Origin of the sequence: Candidatus Colwellia aromaticivorans, assembly GCF_003333305.1 — a bacterium.
GTDB classification, from domain to species: Bacteria; Pseudomonadota; Gammaproteobacteria; order Enterobacterales; family Alteromonadaceae; genus Colwellia; species Colwellia aromaticivorans.
The window spans coordinates 18,855-37,444 of sequence record NZ_QOLD01000045.1 but is presented as its reverse complement, the minus strand read 5'-3'; the positions used below and the strand labels follow the sequence as shown (position 1 = coordinate 37,444).

General features: G+C 36.8%; 13 protein-coding genes, 6 tRNA genes and 2 pseudogenes. 9 read left to right on the top strand and 12 right to left on the bottom strand.

Going from position 1 to position 18,590, the window contains the following annotated elements:
* Nucleotides 1–49 precede the first annotated feature (49 nt).
* A complete protein-coding gene (gene gltX / locus DWA31_RS06385; RefSeq protein WP_114325781.1) occupies nt 50–1,462 on the bottom strand; it encodes a glutamate--tRNA ligase in 1,413 nt (470 codons plus the stop codon).
* A gap of 290 nt (nt 1,463–1,752) precedes the next feature.
* On the opposite strand from gltX, the gene DWA31_RS06380 reads away from it, so the two are divergent.
* From DWA31_RS06380 to DWA31_RS17685, 7 genes and pseudogenes are all read left to right on the top strand, one after another.
* Nucleotides 1,753–1,828: transfer RNA gene (locus tag DWA31_RS06380), tRNA-Val, on the top strand.
* Between the two features lie 150 nt (nt 1,829–1,978).
* Nucleotides 1,979–2,055 (top strand) — tRNA-Asp (locus tag DWA31_RS06375).
* Nucleotides 2,056–2,121: 66 nt separating this feature from the next.
* A tRNA-Asp gene (locus DWA31_RS06370) sits at nt 2,122–2,198 on the top strand.
* 33 nt (nt 2,199–2,231) lie between these two features.
* A tRNA-Asp gene (locus DWA31_RS06365) sits at nt 2,232–2,308 on the top strand.
* A gap of 33 nt (nt 2,309–2,341) precedes the next feature.
* Nucleotides 2,342–2,417 (top strand) — tRNA-Val (locus tag DWA31_RS06360).
* A 40-nt stretch (nt 2,418–2,457) separates the two neighbouring features.
* Nucleotides 2,458–2,533: transfer RNA gene (locus DWA31_RS06355), tRNA-Val, on the top strand.
* Nucleotides 2,534–2,654: 121 nt separating this feature from the next.
* Nucleotides 2,655–3,587 (top strand): annotated as a pseudogene (locus DWA31_RS17685) (IS630 family transposase).
* 314 nt (nt 3,588–3,901) lie between these two features.
* On the opposite strand, the gene pgi reads toward DWA31_RS17685, so the two are convergent.
* The 7 genes and pseudogenes from pgi to DWA31_RS06320 form a co-directional block, all read right to left on the bottom strand.
* A complete protein-coding gene (gene pgi / locus DWA31_RS06345) occupies nt 3,902–5,530 on the bottom strand; it encodes a glucose-6-phosphate isomerase (RefSeq protein WP_114325780.1) in 1,629 nt (542 codons plus the stop codon).
* Nucleotides 5,531–5,877: 347 nt separating this feature from the next.
* Entirely contained in the window at nt 5,878–6,852 is a 975-nt protein-coding gene (locus tag DWA31_RS06340) for a class 1 fructose-bisphosphatase (protein ID WP_114325779.1), read from the bottom strand.
* A complete protein-coding gene (gene fbaA, locus DWA31_RS06335) occupies nt 6,849–7,943 on the bottom strand; it encodes a class II fructose-bisphosphate aldolase (protein WP_114325778.1) in 1,095 nt (364 codons plus the stop codon). Before fbaA ends, DWA31_RS06340 begins: the two co-directional genes overlap by 4 nt.
* Before the next feature lie 287 nt (nt 7,944–8,230).
* Complete coding sequence (locus DWA31_RS17780) at nt 8,231–8,488, bottom strand: putative glycoside hydrolase (protein WP_114325777.1); 258 nt, start codon at nt 8,486–8,488, stop codon at nt 8,231–8,233.
* Nucleotides 8,485–8,781, bottom strand: a complete 297-nt coding sequence (locus tag DWA31_RS17775; RefSeq protein ID WP_342766950.1) for a putative glycoside hydrolase — start codon at nt 8,779–8,781, stop codon at nt 8,485–8,487. Before DWA31_RS17775 ends, DWA31_RS17780 begins: the two co-directional genes overlap by 4 nt.
* 36 nt (nt 8,782–8,817) lie before the next feature.
* Nucleotides 8,818–9,299, bottom strand: a pseudogene (locus tag DWA31_RS06325) (zinc-binding dehydrogenase); the annotation flags it as partial.
* 7 nt (nt 9,300–9,306) lie between these two features.
* On the bottom strand, nt 9,307–9,993 hold the full coding sequence (locus tag DWA31_RS06320) for a type 1 glutamine amidotransferase domain-containing protein (protein WP_114325776.1): 687 nt from the start codon (nt 9,991–9,993) through the stop codon (nt 9,307–9,309).
* 181 nt (nt 9,994–10,174) lie between these two features.
* On the opposite strand from DWA31_RS06320, the gene DWA31_RS06315 reads away from it, so the two are divergent.
* Complete coding sequence (locus tag DWA31_RS06315) at nt 10,175–11,086, top strand: LysR family transcriptional regulator (protein WP_114325775.1); 912 nt, start codon at nt 10,175–10,177, stop codon at nt 11,084–11,086.
* 198 nt (nt 11,087–11,284) lie between these two features.
* Here the strand turns inward: DWA31_RS06315 and DWA31_RS06310 are convergent, their stop codons facing one another.
* The 4 genes from DWA31_RS06310 to DWA31_RS06300 form a co-directional block, all read right to left on the bottom strand.
* Nucleotides 11,285–13,468, bottom strand: coding sequence for a multiheme c-type cytochrome (locus tag DWA31_RS06310; protein WP_168427299.1), 2,184 nt, complete (start codon nt 13,466–13,468; stop codon nt 11,285–11,287).
* A 189-nt stretch (nt 13,469–13,657) separates the two neighbouring features.
* Entirely contained in the window at nt 13,658–14,194 is a 537-nt protein-coding gene (gene def, locus DWA31_RS06305; protein WP_114325774.1) for a peptide deformylase, read from the bottom strand.
* Complete coding sequence (locus tag DWA31_RS17165) at nt 14,191–14,364, bottom strand: hypothetical protein (protein ID WP_168427297.1); 174 nt, start codon at nt 14,362–14,364, stop codon at nt 14,191–14,193. The genes def and DWA31_RS17165 overlap by 4 nt, the downstream gene beginning before the upstream one ends.
* Before the next feature lie 712 nt (nt 14,365–15,076).
* Nucleotides 15,077–17,572, bottom strand: coding sequence for a diguanylate cyclase (locus DWA31_RS06300; protein ID WP_114325773.1), 2,496 nt, complete (start codon nt 17,570–17,572; stop codon nt 15,077–15,079).
* Nucleotides 17,573–18,156: 584 nt separating this feature from the next.
* Here DWA31_RS06300 and DWA31_RS06295 point away from each other — a divergent pair.
* Nucleotides 18,157–18,582, top strand: coding sequence for a CBS domain-containing protein (locus DWA31_RS06295; protein WP_114325772.1), 426 nt, complete (start codon nt 18,157–18,159; stop codon nt 18,580–18,582).
* The last annotated feature ends 8 nt before the right edge of the window (nt 18,583–18,590 follow it).

Here is an 18,590-nt window from a genome sequence, read left to right as displayed (position 1 = left end):
GTTAAACTAATCGTTAAACTTATCATTAGGCTTTTCATTAGAAATATCATTAACCAGCTGCAATTCTTGCTTCTACTACTACGATGGCTTGATCAATTCTTGCTAATACTTTATTTTGGTCTAACAGGGCTAGGGTAATATCAAGTGATGGAGAATTACCACCACCCGTTGCCGCAACGCGCAACGGCATACCCACTTTGCCCATACCTACTGATAGCTCTTCTGCTGTATCGTTAATAGCAGCATGAATAAGTTCAGGCTGCCAATCAGTTAACGCGGCTAATTTTGCTTTAACTAACAATAAAGGCTCTTTTACTACTGGACGTAAATGCTTTTTCACTGCTTTTGCATCAAGCTCAGAAAAATCTTCATAGAAATAACGCGATATTTCAGCCATTTCTTTTAATGTTTTAACACGATCAGCTTGTATTTTAACTATTTCAGCTAACGCTGGACCATTGTCAGTATTAATACCTTGGTCATTCATATGCCATGCTAAATGTTCAGCAACATACTCAGGTGCAAGCGTTTTCATATAATGCTGATTAACCCAAATAAGTTTTTCTGTATTAAAACCTGATGGTGCGCGGTTACAATCTTTTAAGTCAAACAATTCAATCATCTCTTCACGAGAGAAAATTTCTTTATCGCCGTGTGACCAACCTAATCTTACTAAATAGTTTAGTAAGGCTTCAGGTAAGTAACCGTCATCACGGTATTGCATAACACCAACGGCGCCATGACGTTTAGACAAACGTTTACCATCATCACCTAATATCATAGGAATGTGAGCATACTCAGGTAGATCAGCACCTAAAGCTTTTAGGATATTGATTTGCTTAGGAGTATTACTAATATGATCATCACCACGAACAACATGCGTAACCTTCATATCCCAATCATCAACCACAACCGTTAAATTATACGTTGGCGTACCGTCACTGCGAGCAATAATTAAATCATCTAACTGCTCATTACTAATAGTAATGTCACCTTTAACCATATCCTTAATAACAACATCGCCCTCAAGCGGATTTTTAAAGCGAATAGCAAACGGTTTATCTGTTGGGTGATCGGTACGTTCACGCCATAAGCCATTATATTTTTCTATCTCGCCTTTTGCTTTCGCCTCTTCACGCATCGCATCAACTTCTTCGCCAGTGCTATAACAGCGATAAGCATTACCTGAAGCAAGTAATTGTTCGATTACTTCTTTATAACGGTCAAAACGTTTGGTTTGAAAATATGGACCATGAGTCCATTCAAGGTTTAACCAGCTCATTCCATCCATAATGGCATCAACTGAAGCTTGGGTAGAGCGTTCTATATCGGTGTCTTCGATTCGTAGAATGAAATCACCGCCATTTTTTTGTGCATAAAGCCAACTATATAAAGCAGTACGAGCACCACCAACATGTAAATAACCGGTAGGGCTAGGAGCAAAACGAGTTGTTAAAGTCATAAAATTCTCAATTTTGTACGCAATAGAGCCAAGTTAAGCTCAATGCGATAATTAGGTCTTAAAAAATTGGCGACATTTTATCACTGTGGCTAAGTTAATTCACCTTTTACAGAACTTTGTTTTTACTATTTTGGATTTAAACGGCTAGTAGACAGGTGTAATTGCAGACAAAACAGTCGTTGTGGATAAAAATAAATCAAACAGCGACTTATTTAAAAAAAATTAGTAAATTTAATGGTTTTTATGTTGACAGCTTTTTGGATCTGCCTATAATACGCCACCACGGAGACGGACGATTAGCTCAGTTGGGAGAGCACCGCCCTTACAAGGCGGGGGTCACTGGTTCAAGCCCAGTATCGTCCACCATTTTTATTTAATTGTATATAGACAAGCTAGTGTGGAAAGATAAAGGTCAAGCACCTTCTACTCTTTACAACCCGCACCAGTCACTGATTTAACACCAGTATTGTCAATATTCTTTTTATTAAAAGAATCTCTTAGTAAACAAAATATCGTGGAGTGGTAGTTCAGTTGGTTAGAATACCGGCCTGTCACGCCGGGGGTCGCGGGTTCGAGTCCCGTCCACTCCGCCAACTTTGTTTATGAACGGTATAGAGTACCGTGCTTTTTAGTGAAACTCTAAGATATATAGATTTTGCGGAGTGGTAGTTCAGTTGGTTAGAATACCGGCCTGTCACGCCGGGGGTCGCGGGTTCGAGTCCCGTCCACTCCGCCACATTTATTTATCGACATATAAGCAAGATTTTGCGGAGTGGTAGTTCAGTTGGTTAGAATACCGGCCTGTCACGCCGGGGGTCGCGGGTTCGAGTCCCGTCCACTCCGCCACTTTTGTTTATATAAAGTTAGACATGATATGTCGGACGATTAGCTCAGTTGGGAGAGCACCGCCCTTACAAGGCGGGGGTCACTGGTTCAAGCCCAGTATCGTCCACCATCATCACATCCCTAGATTCATATCACTATCTGATATATATGGACGATTAGCTCAGTTGGGAGAGCACCGCCCTTACAAGGCGGGGGTCACTGGTTCAAGCCCAGTATCGTCCACCATCTTCAAGCCTTATACATAAAGGGCTACAGTCAAAAATATAAATTAGTGGCCAAAATCACTTAACCCCCCAGCTCTATTGAATTATACCAATTACACTAATTTTGTGATCTAATTGCTGGTATGAAATATATTACTCAAAAACAATTATCTGAGAAATTAGAGCCAATTAATTTAAAGGCACTTATAGCTCAAGAAACCAATGGCAGAATGCGAATTCGTTTATTGGCACTATCACACATCAAGGACGGAGCTGATAGAGCTCAAGCGGCCAAATATTTAAAAGTAAGCCGGAGAATTGTCAATGATTGGACTAAAAGAGTCTTCACAAATGGCCTGGAACGGCGAAGGCTTAAATGAAAAGTTTGGGGTTAAATACAGCAAAACCAATATTTATAGATTATTGCATTCACTTAATTTTTAATGGATAACAAGTCGCTCTCGCCACCCCAAGCAATCTCAAGAAATTCAAGAAGATTTTAAAAAATTCAAAATGACATTGATCGACAAGATCCCAGAGGATCAAGCCTTGGATAGTGTAGATATCTGGTTTCAAGATGAAGCAAGATTTGGTCAACAGAATACAACTACTAGGCTCTGGGCAGTAAAAGGGAGCCGCCCGCGAGCAGTTAAGCCGCAACAATTTATAAACGCTTATTTATTTGGTGCTGTTTGCCCAGCTAATGGAAACACAGAAGCTTTAGTTGTGCCATTTTCAAATAAAGAGGGTATGAGGCTGCACATGGAACAAATATCACAAGCAACTCCAACAGGAAGGCACAGTGTTGTCATAATGGATGGAGGGGTTGGCATACAGAGAATGTTGTTGATGAATTTGATAATGTTAGCATTATCAAATTGCCGGCTTATTCGCCAGAGTTAAATCCAATTGAGCAAGTATGGCAATGGTTACGACAAAGTGAATTAGCGAATAAATGCTTTAAGGATTATGACGATATTGTTGAGTCTTGTAGTGATGCATGGAATAGCTTCAGAAGTGATATAAATCGTGTGAAAAATATATGCTTTAGAGATTGGCTTAATTTGGGAAGTTAATTAATGTAATTGGTATAATAGGTCGTCGCTTTAAAAGAACTATACCCAAATGTAATAGTACAGCTCAATGAGAGACCGAGGAAGAAACTAAATTATCAAACACCAGCCAAGTTAATGGCTGAGCCCATGATGGCCATAGCGGCTTAATCGTTATGTACTTCAAAGTTGAATCTGCCCGTTTATTTAATACATGTTGGTTTTATCTATTCATCAAGTACTAAAAATGAAAGCGTATGTATATTGCGGATTATCAGATGGCAACTTCATTGATACTAATAAATTTAAATACCGAATTATTCATAAACTTATAGAGATTAACGAGCTCTATACAGTTTAATTAATTCATTGGTTGAACCATCCATATCTAATACCTCTGTAGGGTCGGATATTTTTGTTAATACTTTATTGCCTAGCGACTTTCCTAATTCAACACCCCATTGGTCAAAAGAATTCACATTCCAAATGACACCTTGAACAAACACTTTATGCTCGTACATAGCAATTAAACTACCGAGTACCTTAGGAGTCAGTTTTTCAAATAAAAGGGTATTACTTGGTTTATTACCCTCCATCACTTTATGAGTAGACAGCTTTTGAATTTCTGATACATCACAGTTAGCCTTTTTCATCGCCGCTTTAACTTCTTCGAGACTTTGCCCTGCCATTAATGCCTGACTTTGACCAAAACAGTTAGACGCTAGCATATCATGATGATTTCCAACTTCATGAGAGGGGGATAAAGGCATCAAAAAATCGACTGGAATAGGTGTTTTGCTTTGATGGATTAGTTGATGAAACGAGTGCTGACCATTTGTCCCTTCGCTTCCCCAAATTATTGGGCCAGTATCATAAGACAAAGACTTATTATCAACTGAAATTGATTTACCATTACTTTCCATATCCAGTTGTTGAATATAAGCAGGTAAACCTCGTAAATAATGATAATAAGGTAATAATACTTGCGATTGAGCGCCATGAAAATTTCGGTACCAAATACCTAATAAAGCAAGAATAACCGGCAAGTTTTTTTCTAGTGGCGCATGGGTGAAATGTTCATCCATTTCAAACGCGCCATGTAAAAACTCACGGTAATTATCAAATCCTATCGCTAACGCCAACGGTAAACCAATAGCAGACCACACAGAGTAACGACCACCAACCCAATCCCACATAGGGAAAATATTTTCTTTCTCAATACCTAATTTTTGCGCGGCTTCTACATTAGATGAAACACAAGCAAAATGATATTTAACCTCTTTTTCTGGTGCTGTTGCAACAAACCAATCCCGTGCGGTGAGCGTATTACGTAATGTTTCTTGAGTTGTTAATGTTTTGGATGACGTTATAAACAATGTTGTTTCAGGGTTTACTTTAGACAGCACATCGTGAATATGACAACCATCAACATTGGCAATAAAATGGACCTTTAAATGAGGTTGTTGATAAGATTTTAGCGCCTCTGACATTATCTTAGGCCCAAGAAAAGACCCGCCAATACCGATACTTACCACATCAGTAAACGCTTTACCTGTGTACCCTACTTTTTTACCTAATGAAATATCATTGACAAAACTTTCTAACTTAGCGAGTGTTGTTTTTATTTGTGGCATCACATCAACACCATCAACATAGACGGGTTTATCTGAAAAGTTACGCAGCGCGGTATGTAATACCGGACGGTTTTCAGTGGTATTGATCGCTGAGCCATTAAACATTTTGTCACGCTTATTCAATAAATCGGATGCTTGTGCCAAATTCATTAATAAGTGCATTGTTTCGTCAGTAACACGGTTCTTAGAATAATCTAGCATTATTCCAGCGGCAGAAAGAGAAAAATTATTAAAACGCTCAGTATCTTGAATAAATAAATCACGCATTTGTATAGATACATTTTTATTATAATGATTGACGAGTGATTTCCACTCTGGGCTACTTGGTAACATACACGTTATATCCTGTGATAAAAAATGAGACTATCTAAATGATAACCTTGCAGAGCAACATCTATACCAATCAGACTAACTAAGTGATCTTTTTAAATGGTCTAAATATCCAATAACATCGTTGCTTTCAATCCCAATAGCCAGCTATTGCTCAATCAAGCGCCTTGTTCTTGAAAATTTATCTTCATTAAAATTTGAACCCTTAATTAATCTGATTGGTATTAGACATGAGCGGTCTTTTATATTAACTAATCATAACAACTGATTAGTTAACGTTATTAATCAAAGGTTTTATAAAAGAGTCACGCTTGAACTTTATTTAAAAAGTTCCGCAGACCCTAACCTTTTTAGTTGGTTTTTAAATATCCTAAGCATTCATCTACTTCTTGAGTTGAGCCCATAATCACGGCAACACGTTGATGAATATGAGACGGAGCAATAGCTAAGATTCGTTCTTGCTCGGTAAAGGCTTTACCGTTGGCATTTTCAACTAACATTGCTAAGGGGTTTGCTTCATACAACAAACGTAATTTAGCCGGTTGCTCAGGTTTTTTAATATCATTGGGATAACAAAAAATTCCGCCACGAGACAACACACGATGTACATCACCCACCATTGCGCCATTCCAACGCATGTTATATTTTTTAGCACGCGTTCCTTCATTACCTAAAAGAAGATCATTGATATAATGCGTGAATCCTGATGACCATTGATTGAAGTTTGACATGTTCACAGCAAACTCTTGTGTTTCTGTCGGGATATCCATTTGTTCGGTGGTCAGTAAATAGCAACCCTGTGTTTTATCTAAGGTGTATAAACGCGATGGTCCACCCGTTGTCAGCGCCAACATCGTAGATGGGCCATATAAAACATAGCCTGCACACACTTGCTCTGTCCCTTTTTGTGAAAATTGTAATTCACTTTCCGCAGGTACATCATCTTTTGCACGATATATAGTAAAAATGGTGCCTATTTGACCATTAATGTCAATATTTGAAGAGCCATCTAGTGGGTCAAAAGCAACAATATAAGGTGCACCTTCAGTCGCCGCAACAACAGAGTCTTCTTCTTCAGACGCAATAGTTCTTACTTTACCACTTTCTAATAACATGTCTTTAAGTAACTGATTACTGATGATGTCTAATTTTTTTTGTGTTTCACCTTGAATATTCTCATCTAGCGTAGAGCCAAGCACATTAGACAATGCCCCCTGACCCACTCTAAATGATATTTCTTTACAAGCCGTTAGTATGGTTTTGATCAACAAGATCAATTCAATTTCGACATTATCCTGCTCTAAACAGGGGATTAAACGCTTCATAATTCTTCCTTTTCCTTATACCTATCAAGGCAATTGAGTTCTTTAAATGAAAGCGCTAAACGCTCGGTCATTGATTGTTCTATTTTACGTAACCACACACGTGGATCGTAGTATTTTTTATTTGGGCTATCGTCACCCGTTGGGTTACCAATTTGGCTCTGAAGGTATGCTTCATTATCTTTATAGTAATTAGAAACCCCCTGCCAGCTTGCCCATTGTGTGTCGGTATCTATATTCATTTTTATCACCCCATAGCCAATTGCTTCAGTAATTTCAGCTGGATCTGATCCAGAGCCGCCATGGAATACAAAGTTCAAAGTGTTCTGCTCTAAACCATATTTTTGTGAAACAAACGCTTGCGATTTTTTCAATATTTTTGGCGTTAATTGAACATTACCAGGCTTATAAACACCATGTACATTACCAAATGAAGCAGCAATGGTGAATGAATCACTCACTCGGCTTAATTGCTCATAAGCATAAGCAACATCTTCGGGTTGTGTATAAAGTAATGAGGTATCAAGATCTGTATTATCAACCCCGTCTTCTTCACCACCAGTGCAGCCAAGTTCAATTTCTATGCCCATATCAAGTTTTGACATACGCGCTAAATATTGCTGACAAGTCTCAATATTTTCAGTTAAGCTTTCTTCTGATAAATCTAGCATATGTGAACTAAATAGCGGTTTACCATGTAAATGATAATACGCCTCCCCTGCATCTAATAAGCCATCGATCCAAGGTAATAATTTTTTAGCTGCATGATCGGTATGAAGAACAACAGGTATACCATAATATTTTGCAACCTCATGTACATAATTAGCAGCTGCAATAGCACCAGCAATTGATGGTTCATGATCTTTTAATGGTGCGCCCTTACCCAGGAAAAATGCTGCGCCACCGTGTGACAACTGAATAATGATAGGCGATTGACATTGATAAGCAGCTTCAAGCGCTGCGTTAATCGAATTAGTACTAACAACATTTACTGCTGGAAAAGCAAAATTCTGCTCACGAGCAACACGATATAAGGTATTTAAATGTTCTCCACTCACTACACCAGGGGGTACTAAACTTGTTAAATTGGTCATTAATAATCCGTATATTGTAAATTTGTTAGGCTGATAACGATAAAGCGCTATCAAATAATAAAATATCTTGTTGCTTTTATTCTCTTGTGGCTATGAAATAAAACAACACATTATCGATAGTTAGATTAAATTACCGCATGAAATTTACTTTAATAGCTATAACTATTGGTAATATTACTACATAAAGTATAAATATCAAATTAAAACGTTTGTTTTTTGTACTTTAATTACAAAATAACCAACATCACGTTTGCAATAAGTTTATCCTTTATTAAAAATCAAATTGACTAAGGGCTATTTATAAACGAACTTTCAGCATTACTTGGGACTAAACGAAGATGATTAATAGATAAATTAATCGTGCCAGGCGTACGAAGCTCAAAAGGAACAGCAACCTTGTTAAGTTGAACACCTTTTTCAGCAAAGCAACGTAAACTAATGGACACATTGTGCCATTCACCTAACGGTACCTCTGCTAATTGTGCTTGAATATTATAACTCGCCTGACAATCGGCTTGTGTATCCCCAATAGTCTCGCAATTCATCGTGATAAAAATGGGGAATTGACGTCACTATCTCTTTTTACGGTAAACGTTAACGCCGCATTATTTTCAAGTTCCGCAGAGAGATCTTCTCGAAACCCATTACTATTTACAAATTTCACTCCTGTGATTGCTGTTCCTGTAGTTTGAATGCGAAAAGAATCTTCTTGTATTAGTTTATCTACTGTTCGATAAAAAATTCCAGATAATGATTCACTACTCGACTCTATTTCTGCTACTTGTTGTTGAGAAAACAACAACATTTCCCATGGCTCTATCGCTTTGCCTAAGAAAATATCAGTAATTTTATTAATATTAAGCGCAACGTTTGATTGTTCAGCTAAGTCATCACTTTTATGATCAAGACAATAATCAAAACCTAATGTTTCAAACGCATATTGGCATTTGGTATCGCCACCAGCAATACCAACCACTTTACAGCCTTTTAATTTAGCTATTTGACCCACTAAGCTGCCCACAGCACCTGTGGCAGCAGCAACGACTACCGTTTCGCCTGCTTTTGGCTGGCCAATATCAAGTAAGCCCATGTAAGCCGTTAGTCCTGGCATACCTAAAACACCTAAAGCATGTGATGGGTTAGCCATGTTGCTATCAAGTTTAAGTAATTCACTGCCATTTATAACGCTATAATCTTGCCAGCCACCAAAAGCAACAACCCAATCACCTTTTTAAAATCGTTATGGTTTGACTCTTCTACTCTACAAACACTTCCACCGACCATTACCGCATTTAACGCAACGGGATCAGCATAAGATTCGGCATCATTCATCCGACCGCGCATATAAGGGTCGAGTTAAGATCTAAGCTGATAGGTGAGTCAGTAATTTTTCAGCCGCTAATGCTGAACTCGCTGGGTTTTGACCGGTAATAATAAGGCCGTCTTGTATTGCAAAGGCATGCCAATCTTCTGCTTTTTGATATTCGCCGCCACGTTTAATAAGTTCGTCTTCAAGTAAAAAAGGCACAACTTCTGTTAATTGCACTGCTTCTTCTTCACTATTAGTAAAGCCTGTAATAGCTTTGCCTTTGATTGCAAATTCGCCAGATACTTGTTTTACATTTAATAAGGCTGCGCTGGCATGACAAACTGTCGCAACGGCCTTACCTGCTTTAAGAAAGTTTTCAATCAAGCTGATTGAGTCGGTATTATCGGTAAGATCCCATAATGGACCATGACCACCAGGATAAAATACGCCATCAAAATCACTTTCGTTAAGGGAAGATAACTGTACCGTGGTAGCAATTTTAGCTTGTGCTGCAGCATCACTATCATAACGTGTCGTAGCTGCGGTTTGGAAGTCTACTAATGTGCTTGTCGGGTCAATAGGTGCTTGCCCACCTTTTGGTGTTGCCAATGTTACTTCAATACCTGCATCAATAAATGCGTAATAAGGAGCTGCAAACTCTTCAACCCAAAAGCCAGTTTTTTGGCCTGTGTTACCAAGCTCATCGTGTGAAGTAAGTACCATCAATATTTTTTTAGTCATTATCATTCATCCATTTATCTGTAGAAGTTAGTATAAGTGCGTTTGAGAGTGTGTTCATTTTCAATAAAGCTAGTATAAGTGTAGAAATCCAAATGAACAATGCAGATAAAACTGACAACATTGTACTAATAATTGATACAATGATTACTTGGACATGTATTTCTAATTACTAGGTAGTGTTATGAATGTTTCATTTGAACGACTCAAGAGTATGGTTGTTTTTGCTCAAGTCATTGAACAAGGAAGCTTAAGCGCGGCAGCGAAACATTTAGGGCTATCTCGAGCGGTAGTCAGTTATCACCTGAAAAAGCTAGAAGCACAACTTGAGGTAAAACTGCTTAATCGTTCAACGCGTTCTATTAATCTTACTGAAGCAGGACAAGCCTATTTTGAACGCTGTCGCGTTATTGCCGAGCAAGCGAGTGTCGCCAACCAGCAAATTGAAAACTTTAAAAATGAGCCCATCGGATTACTTAAAATAACCTGTCCGGTAAATGTTGGTTTGCAGACTGTTGTGCCAGCACTAAATGAGTTTAAGAAAATCTACCCCAAAATTGAGCTTGATGTTATGTTGACTGATGAAGTGGTGAACATTATGAAAGAGGGAATAGACTTAGCGATCCGTGGTGCACCATTACCTGACTCAGGTTTACAAGCAACTAAACTTGCCACCCTAGAAACGTGTCTTTGTGGTGCCCCTGAGTACTTTCTTCAATATGGACGTCCAGCTAAACCTGCGGATTTAGGTGAACATCAATGGGTGATCTACAAATTGACTTCAGGGGTTTTAACCCTAAAGAAAGGCAGTCGATCATTCAGTATTGCCACCAAAGGAAGTATTAGTACTAATAATGCGGCTGCACGTACCGCATTTGTTGAAGCTGGACATGGCTTAGCCCGTATTCCTACTTACGATGCTTGGCCAAAAATAAAGGCTGGCACCTTAGAAACGGTACTTAATGACTATGTCTTTAACGATATAAATGTTTATGGCGTTTTCCCGCCGGGCACAGCCAACTCTAAAAAACTTAGGTTACTGCTTAATTTTTTGAAAGAGTATTTTACTAGCCAAATAAGTAGAAAAATGTCCTAAAATAAACTTAGACTCCGCTCAATATTAACGCAAGTAAAGTCTGGAGATATCTGACGTTCTTAATTTCCATTAAGACAATTTTAGCCTCAAACTAACCTACTTTTATCAACATAGTAAGGTTGACTATGCGAGTAGATAATCCAAATTAAGGATAAAGCTCTATCTCACTAAGTGCCGTGCAGCGACTTAGAAAAACAATCAGAACGTCATGAACCAGTCATAATCAGCTTTATTATTTAACTTTTGCGATAGATACAAACCAAGCTCTCGCAATTGTGTTTTATCTGGATAATTTACGATGAGCAGTTTCAGTTGGCTTAACGCTTGTGTGCTCTGCCCTGTTCCGTCCATTGCTAATATAAAGGTATAGGCATATTGCGCATTGTCAGCGGATAACAACATTGCTTCTTCAAACAAAACAACGGCTTTAGCAAGATTTTTCTGACGAACCAAATGTAAACCATAAGCGTATTTAATGGCTGATGATTTCGGTAAGTTCTTCATCCCATTAACTAAAACTACTTCTGCTTGTTCCGGCTGTTGTTGAATTCGATAGACATCGGCTAAGTTGATAAAGCCTATCTCAAAGTAGGGTTCAACTTTTATTGCTCCTTGAAAAGCTTTTTCAGCAGCTAATAAGTTATTATTTTCTATCGCTAAACTACCTTGGTTAGCTCTGCCCTCACCGCGCCAACTGCTAATGTCATTCCCGTTAAATAACTCAGAAAGTGCATTATTAAAAGCTTGCTGATCGTTAGCAGTTACTTTACTGGTTACTAGGCTTCTTGCTGCAGCTACGCGAACGGCTTTGTATTTATCTGTTAATAACGGACTAAGATGTAAAACTCTTGCCTCTGGCGTTAATAATAGCGCAGCATTTGCAGCGCTAAGCCTAAGTAAATTTTCTTGATGTTCTAAATAAGGTTTTAAGATCTCAATAGTAATTGTTTGTGTGGTAAAGCTAAGCATTTGTAGAGCACTAGCGCGGCTAATAACATCAAGTTTAGTATCCGCAATAATACTTAAGTGATCTTCAAGCTTAATTGCTTGGCCATTATTTAATGCCATTAAGAACTGCTTACTCTGTAATAACGTTTTTGGCTTACCATGCCATTTTTCTAAATTATCACTTGCCCACTGGTTACTTTTATTATCATGACACTGGGTACAAGCATTAGGCGTATTAAATTGTGATGATAAGTCTGGCCTTGGAATTTTAAAGCTATGATCGCGTCTGTCGTCAACGCCCATGTATCTTTTAGTTGGCATATGACAGTTAACACATTGGGCTCCGGTAGAAGCCTCTTGATGTTGGTGGTGAGGTTTTGCGTTGTATACTTCAGAGCCATGACACTGCAAACATAATCCATTACCTTCAATTTTCAATTTCATCGTATGTTTGTCATGACAATCTAAACAATTCACTCCCTTGCCATACATTTTACTTTGTAAAAAAGAGCCATAAACATACACTTCTTCTTTTATTTGTCCATCGACAAAGTATGCTGGCGCTGAAGGTAACTGCGGCATAAATTGATCTAAAAATGGCGTATTAGCGGTAATGCCATCCGTTAAAGGCGAGCGTAAAGCATGACAGGAAAAACAGTTATCCATAAAGCTATTATCACGTTTTTCACCTTGCCAATGGGCAGTTTTATCTTTAGCACCACGCAACCATTGCCCGGTTGGATGTTGGGCTGAGGTTATGTCATTTGCGACATTTCGCGATGTACTTTGCTGTACATGTTCAGACATATCGCCATGACATGACAAACAACCTACGTTGATATTATCAAACTTACTGTTAAAGCTATTATTGTCAGCATTGTAGTTTCTTTTTAGGCCATCAGAATGACAATCAGCGCACATACCATTCCAATTTTGTAACGGTTGACGCCAATGTAACCTGTCTTCAGGTCTTATTTCTTCATGACTGTAGTTATGATACCAGCGCTGACCGCCATCAGCTTTTGCTCTCGCATCCCAAGCAAAGGGTAATACTTGCAGCTTACCGTTTTCAGTTTCAACTAAATATTGTTGTAAGGGGAAATGACCAAAGGTGTACTTGATTGGGTAATTATCAATATTATCGTCATAAGAAATTGTCACCTGATACTGATTATTTTTAATAAAAAAATAGGCTTTTTGGCCATAATGTTCAACATTAACATTATTGAAATTAGCTAATACTGAGTGTTTATTTGGTAATGCCATCGATTTGGCATGATCCGAGCTTTGCCACGCTTGCACAGTATCATTATGACAACTGATACATGCCTGTTCAGTTTGACCGCCAGCAGAGATATTGCTAGCAAAGCTTTCACTAATTAGGCATAACATTAAGCTAATAGACAAGATTAATATCACATAATTATTTTTCATCACAATTAAATTCCTAGGGGTTTTTATTTAGCTGCTAGAGCTGTAGACCTGATAATCAGCCTAACAGTACTTAAATATAACGTCAGCAATAAACAAATTAATCATGATGCTTTGTGTATATTTAGGCTCTAAAGTCACTCAATTAATATAACTACTTAGCCCAAACTAATAAAAGCGTACACAGATGATTTAAGCGAACTGCTGATACCATTCAAATTCACTGATCAAATCTTTCGTCGATTCTAATTGGTCGATAAAAGTTAATCCGTTCAAATGGTCTAATTCATGCTGGAAGATACGGGCAATAAACCCCGTTAATTCTTTTTTCTGCTCGTTACCTTGTTGGTCAAAATAACGTACATCGATCTGACTATGCCTTGGCACTAAGCCGCGCATACTAGGCACACTTAAACAACCTTCCCAGCCTTTAACTTTATCACTAGAATAATGTAATATTTCAGGATTAATGATCGCTGTTGGTGCCATTAATGGTGCGTCTGGATAACGAGTATTAGGTTTAGAACACATAATAAAAATACGCACACTGTGATGAATTTGTGGCGCGGCAATACCTACACCACCAGCTTCTGATACCGCCAACATCATTTGACTAATTATTTTCTGGCATTCATCGGCAAGTATATTTTGAACCTCAGCCGCTTTTTGTCTTAATACTGCATTACCTAATTGAGCAATGGAATACGTACTGCTTTTAGATTGATTCATTTCACTTTTGTCTTAATCGTCACTTCAATATTTTTACTATCACCCGCAAACCATTTTTGCACGTAGATAGATCCTAAAACAGGTGGCATACCGTTTTCAGGTACTTCTTTATATCGAATACTATTTTTATTGTGCTTTTCAAATTCGAATTTAATTGCTTTCTCAGACATAACTAATTCAACCTTCCTACTGCATTTTATAAGTGATCACTTGTGATATCTGTCACATAAGCAACTGTTGCCATATACGATAAAAGTAATTGGTTCGTTCTTTTATCATCATCTAATGTTATACCGTAACTCAATAAATTCAAGGATGATTATATGAATCAGCAACTTCCACCGTGGGCATTAGTCAAAACATGGCTAGATATTCTGCATCAAGACACCCTTTAGCATGTAAAAGATAAGCGCCTTAAGATGTTGGTCTGTTACTTTGGCTCAATTAAGTCAGCTATGAAATATGTTGAAGAAAATGATGATTACCAATAAGCATATTAAAATGGCAGCCCTTGCTATAAACCTGAAATACCTTAAAAAGTGAGGTAACTTCCTAGGTTGCACTGACCATTTGAAATCACAGCTCTAACCAGCAGTTTTGGAAACTAATAGAATACCCACTTTAGGCCAACTGCGATCAGTCGAGGTACTTATGAAGAAATAGAAATAATTATGTGAGCAGAGGGTCTTCATAGATACACAGCTAAGCGATAACGCATCTATAATTCACCGGGATCAAAAGTCGAATATCTACTGTAATAGAAATATATTATTTAACTTAAAAGGTACACTAAATTCTTTCATCATGCTTTTCACCTAATGATGAAGTCATGAGGTAAAACTATGTCTAACGTAGGGGGATTAGCCTATGCTAAAGTTCGAATTAATTCATATAAACATATTGGTTTCTGCCACTAGTTTTAGCTTTATATAATGCCACATCAGCTTTTTTTAGTAGTTCATGAATACTATCTTCATCCTTCAAGGTTACCAGACCAACACTTACCGTTATTTTTATGACTTCATTAGCAGATATTATTTGTAAATTTTCAACATTTTCTATTATACGTTCGGCAAATAATTTAGCACCTTCAATACTTGTATCTTGTAGGATAATAGAAAATTCTTCACCACCTATACGTCCAAATAAATCACTGTTTCTTAACGTTTTTTCTATGGTTTGAGTAAACTCTTTCAGTACTAAATCCCCGGCATGATGACCATATTTATCGTTAATATCTTTGAAGAAATCCAAATCAAGCATGAGTTGATGCAATGGTGTTTTATTTCGAATAGCAATATTAAAATATTTGTTTGCTTGACTAAAAAAATAGCCTCTATTATTGATACCTGTGAGTGGATCAGTTTTGGCCAAAATTTTAAGTCTTTTATTTGCTTTTTCCAAATTAATCGTTCTTTCTTTTACCTCTTTATCTAATATGAAATTATAGCTATCTAAAGTCTTATTGAGTTTATTTATGTATACCACTCTAAAAATTAGCAATATCAATCCAAGCGTAACAGCATAAATTATCAATGTATATTTTTTGAATACATCAACTAGATTGATTTCATTAAATTCATAAGGCGATATATGCAGTTTCTTAAGGAGACCATGTACAGCACTATAATCGAGTGGAACAGTCCATTCATCAGCTTTAATTTCTTTGAACACTTTATGAACAGGCGAAATGTTGAGCAGTGCAGACAAAACCTCATTAGCCAATTTATTTGGAGTGTGCTTGAGTTTTGAAAAGGGCCACTCTGGATAAAGCTGAGTACTAACTAAGTAAGGAAAACCTTTATGAGACTTTAAATTAATAACTTTAATATCCGACAGTTTTATTTTACCTTCATTAACCAATCGTTCAAGTGTGTCTGTCCGTATAGTACCTGATTCAACATCCCCTTTTAAAACAGCTTCGACGACGGCGTCATGCGTTTTTAAAAAGGTTAATTTAATATCATCTTGGGTCATTCCATGGTTGATAAATTCTTCATAAGCCATAATCCATCCACCAAAAGAATGTTTATCAACTGCAGCAAATGATTTTCCTTTAATATCTTCGATGTGATTAATATTTTTATTATCAACTTTTGTAAAAATGACTCCCCCGAACTCGCTAAACTTATCCAGTGTTGAACTATCATTATTTAAGAGTGTGGCAATACGAGAAGCACCGTATAGATGTTCTAACTGCACGTAATATAGGGAATTAGTAATGAAAAAATCTATTTTATTATTGGCAATATCCACACTAAGTTGATCAAAGTCTAAAGGCACTACAGTGAAATAGTAGTTATCTAATTTAGTATTTAGATATTTAGTTAACGGCGTCCAACGCTTTAGCGTGGCTTCAATGCCACGTGTAGCAAGTACGCCTATTTTAACTTGAGTTCTATTCAAATTTAATGGGTCCACAAACATATTCAATGAGCCCACTTTATCTAACATATTACCAAGGCGAAAAACCTCGGCAATGTGATTAAACTTGTTTATGCTGATATGACCAAAATCAATCCCTTTTATGAAGGCCAATTTCTTTAAGACTTTGCCTTCATAAATTAGACTTTCAAGAGATTTGTTCTGCGTATTATACTTCTCATAAATTAATTGAGCCGTTTTTTCAATATTTTCAAAAGCCCACAACCAGCCTTTTTTGGAAGCAGCATAAAATTTTCTGACACGTTCGGGAGAACTTACTATTTCATTTTCTGATGTAAATAAAATATCACCATAGAAGTAATAACCATAGTCTTTGGGATTAAAAATTTTATATGGAATGTTTTTCTTTGCTAAATAAAACACCTCATTAGATAGATAGCAAGCCATTGCATCAGTATTACCTTTAATCAAATCGTTGTAGTTAAATGAATGCTTTTGTCGAACAAAATCATTTCCACTTATACCGTTAGAAAGTAACATCGAAGTAATTGATGCTGATCGTACTGCATCTTCAGTAACCATTATTCTCTTTCCACGAATGTCTTTAAGAGATTTAAATGATGGATTGGTCGTAACAAGAACTGAAGGAGAAGTCTGATATAAAGCGCCTAACGCAACTACTGGCTTTCCATTGTATCTTTCAATTAGCAATGATGATTTACCTATGCCAAAATTTACCTGCCCTGAAACGACTTCGTTAACAATATCAATTGAGTGGTCAAATTCTTTTATACTAACATCCAAGTCAACGTCTTGATAAAATCCATATTCTTTTGCTATATAAAAACCAGCGTATTGAAACTGATGTTTCCATCCTAGTTGTAGGCCAATTTTTTCGATACTAGTACTCTGTGCCATAATTATAAAAGGCAAGAAAAGCATTGTGATAAATAGAAGTGCTTGCTGCAATATAACCCCTCTAAAAAAATTCATCGTACTTTCTCGGTATACAAATAAATAATTACTTCAATAATATTATATAAAAATAATCTAAATCTTAATCTGAATCACATTTAATGTGAAATTTTGGAAGAGGATAACCTGAATTCTTCAGCTAGCAGGTTCATACTCATTTGAGACAAACTAAATATAGTCTATATGTCCGGTGTTAGCGAGCATGAGTCATAGGATAATCATTGATACTAACGACTGTTACGTCGGTTCAGAAGAACTAATGAACAACCAATAGCTGATGCCTTTTAGGTACAATGAATCTAAATTAAAGTTGAAAACATAAGGCGCTAAGTGCCCTATTTAGCCAGAAAAATTAGTTTTGTTTCGATAGCTATTGCTCTATGTTACTTTCTTTTTTTACTATGAAAACAACAATAAAAACCTAGAAGAAAAGATAAATTAGTCGACAAAATAGCAGAAAGAGTACTTTGTTCGCATTTTTGACATGATTTATTGAAAAGCTTATTATCCCCTTAGGAGCAGCAATGGTAGATAATATGTTTCCTTTTTAGTTTTGAATTTCAAGGCTTATTTTTATAAATAATCAAAATAGATAATAAAATATGAAAGTTGAAGAAATAATGAGTGAAAATGTCACTTGTATAGATTTAGATGAAAGATTATCTATTGTTAGAGAGTTGTTTATTAAACATAAATTTCATCACTTAATGGTTACAGATAGCAATAATGGACTTGTAGCCGTTATTTCAGAAAGAGATTATTTAAAAGCAACAAACTCTAATCTAGAATTACCAACAGCTAGTGAGAAAGATTTAGCAATGTTAAATAAGCGAGTCCATCAAATAGTGTCTAAAAAATTAGTCGCAATTAAACAATTCACCTCTTTTAGTGAAGCGATAAAAATTTTTCATGATACGGGAGTATCCTGTCTTCCTGTTATAAATAGTGATAATAAGCCTGTAGGAATATTAACATGGAGAGACATTGTTAGCTGGCTTTATAGTAAGGTTAACTCACCTAAACCCTGACCCTTTAG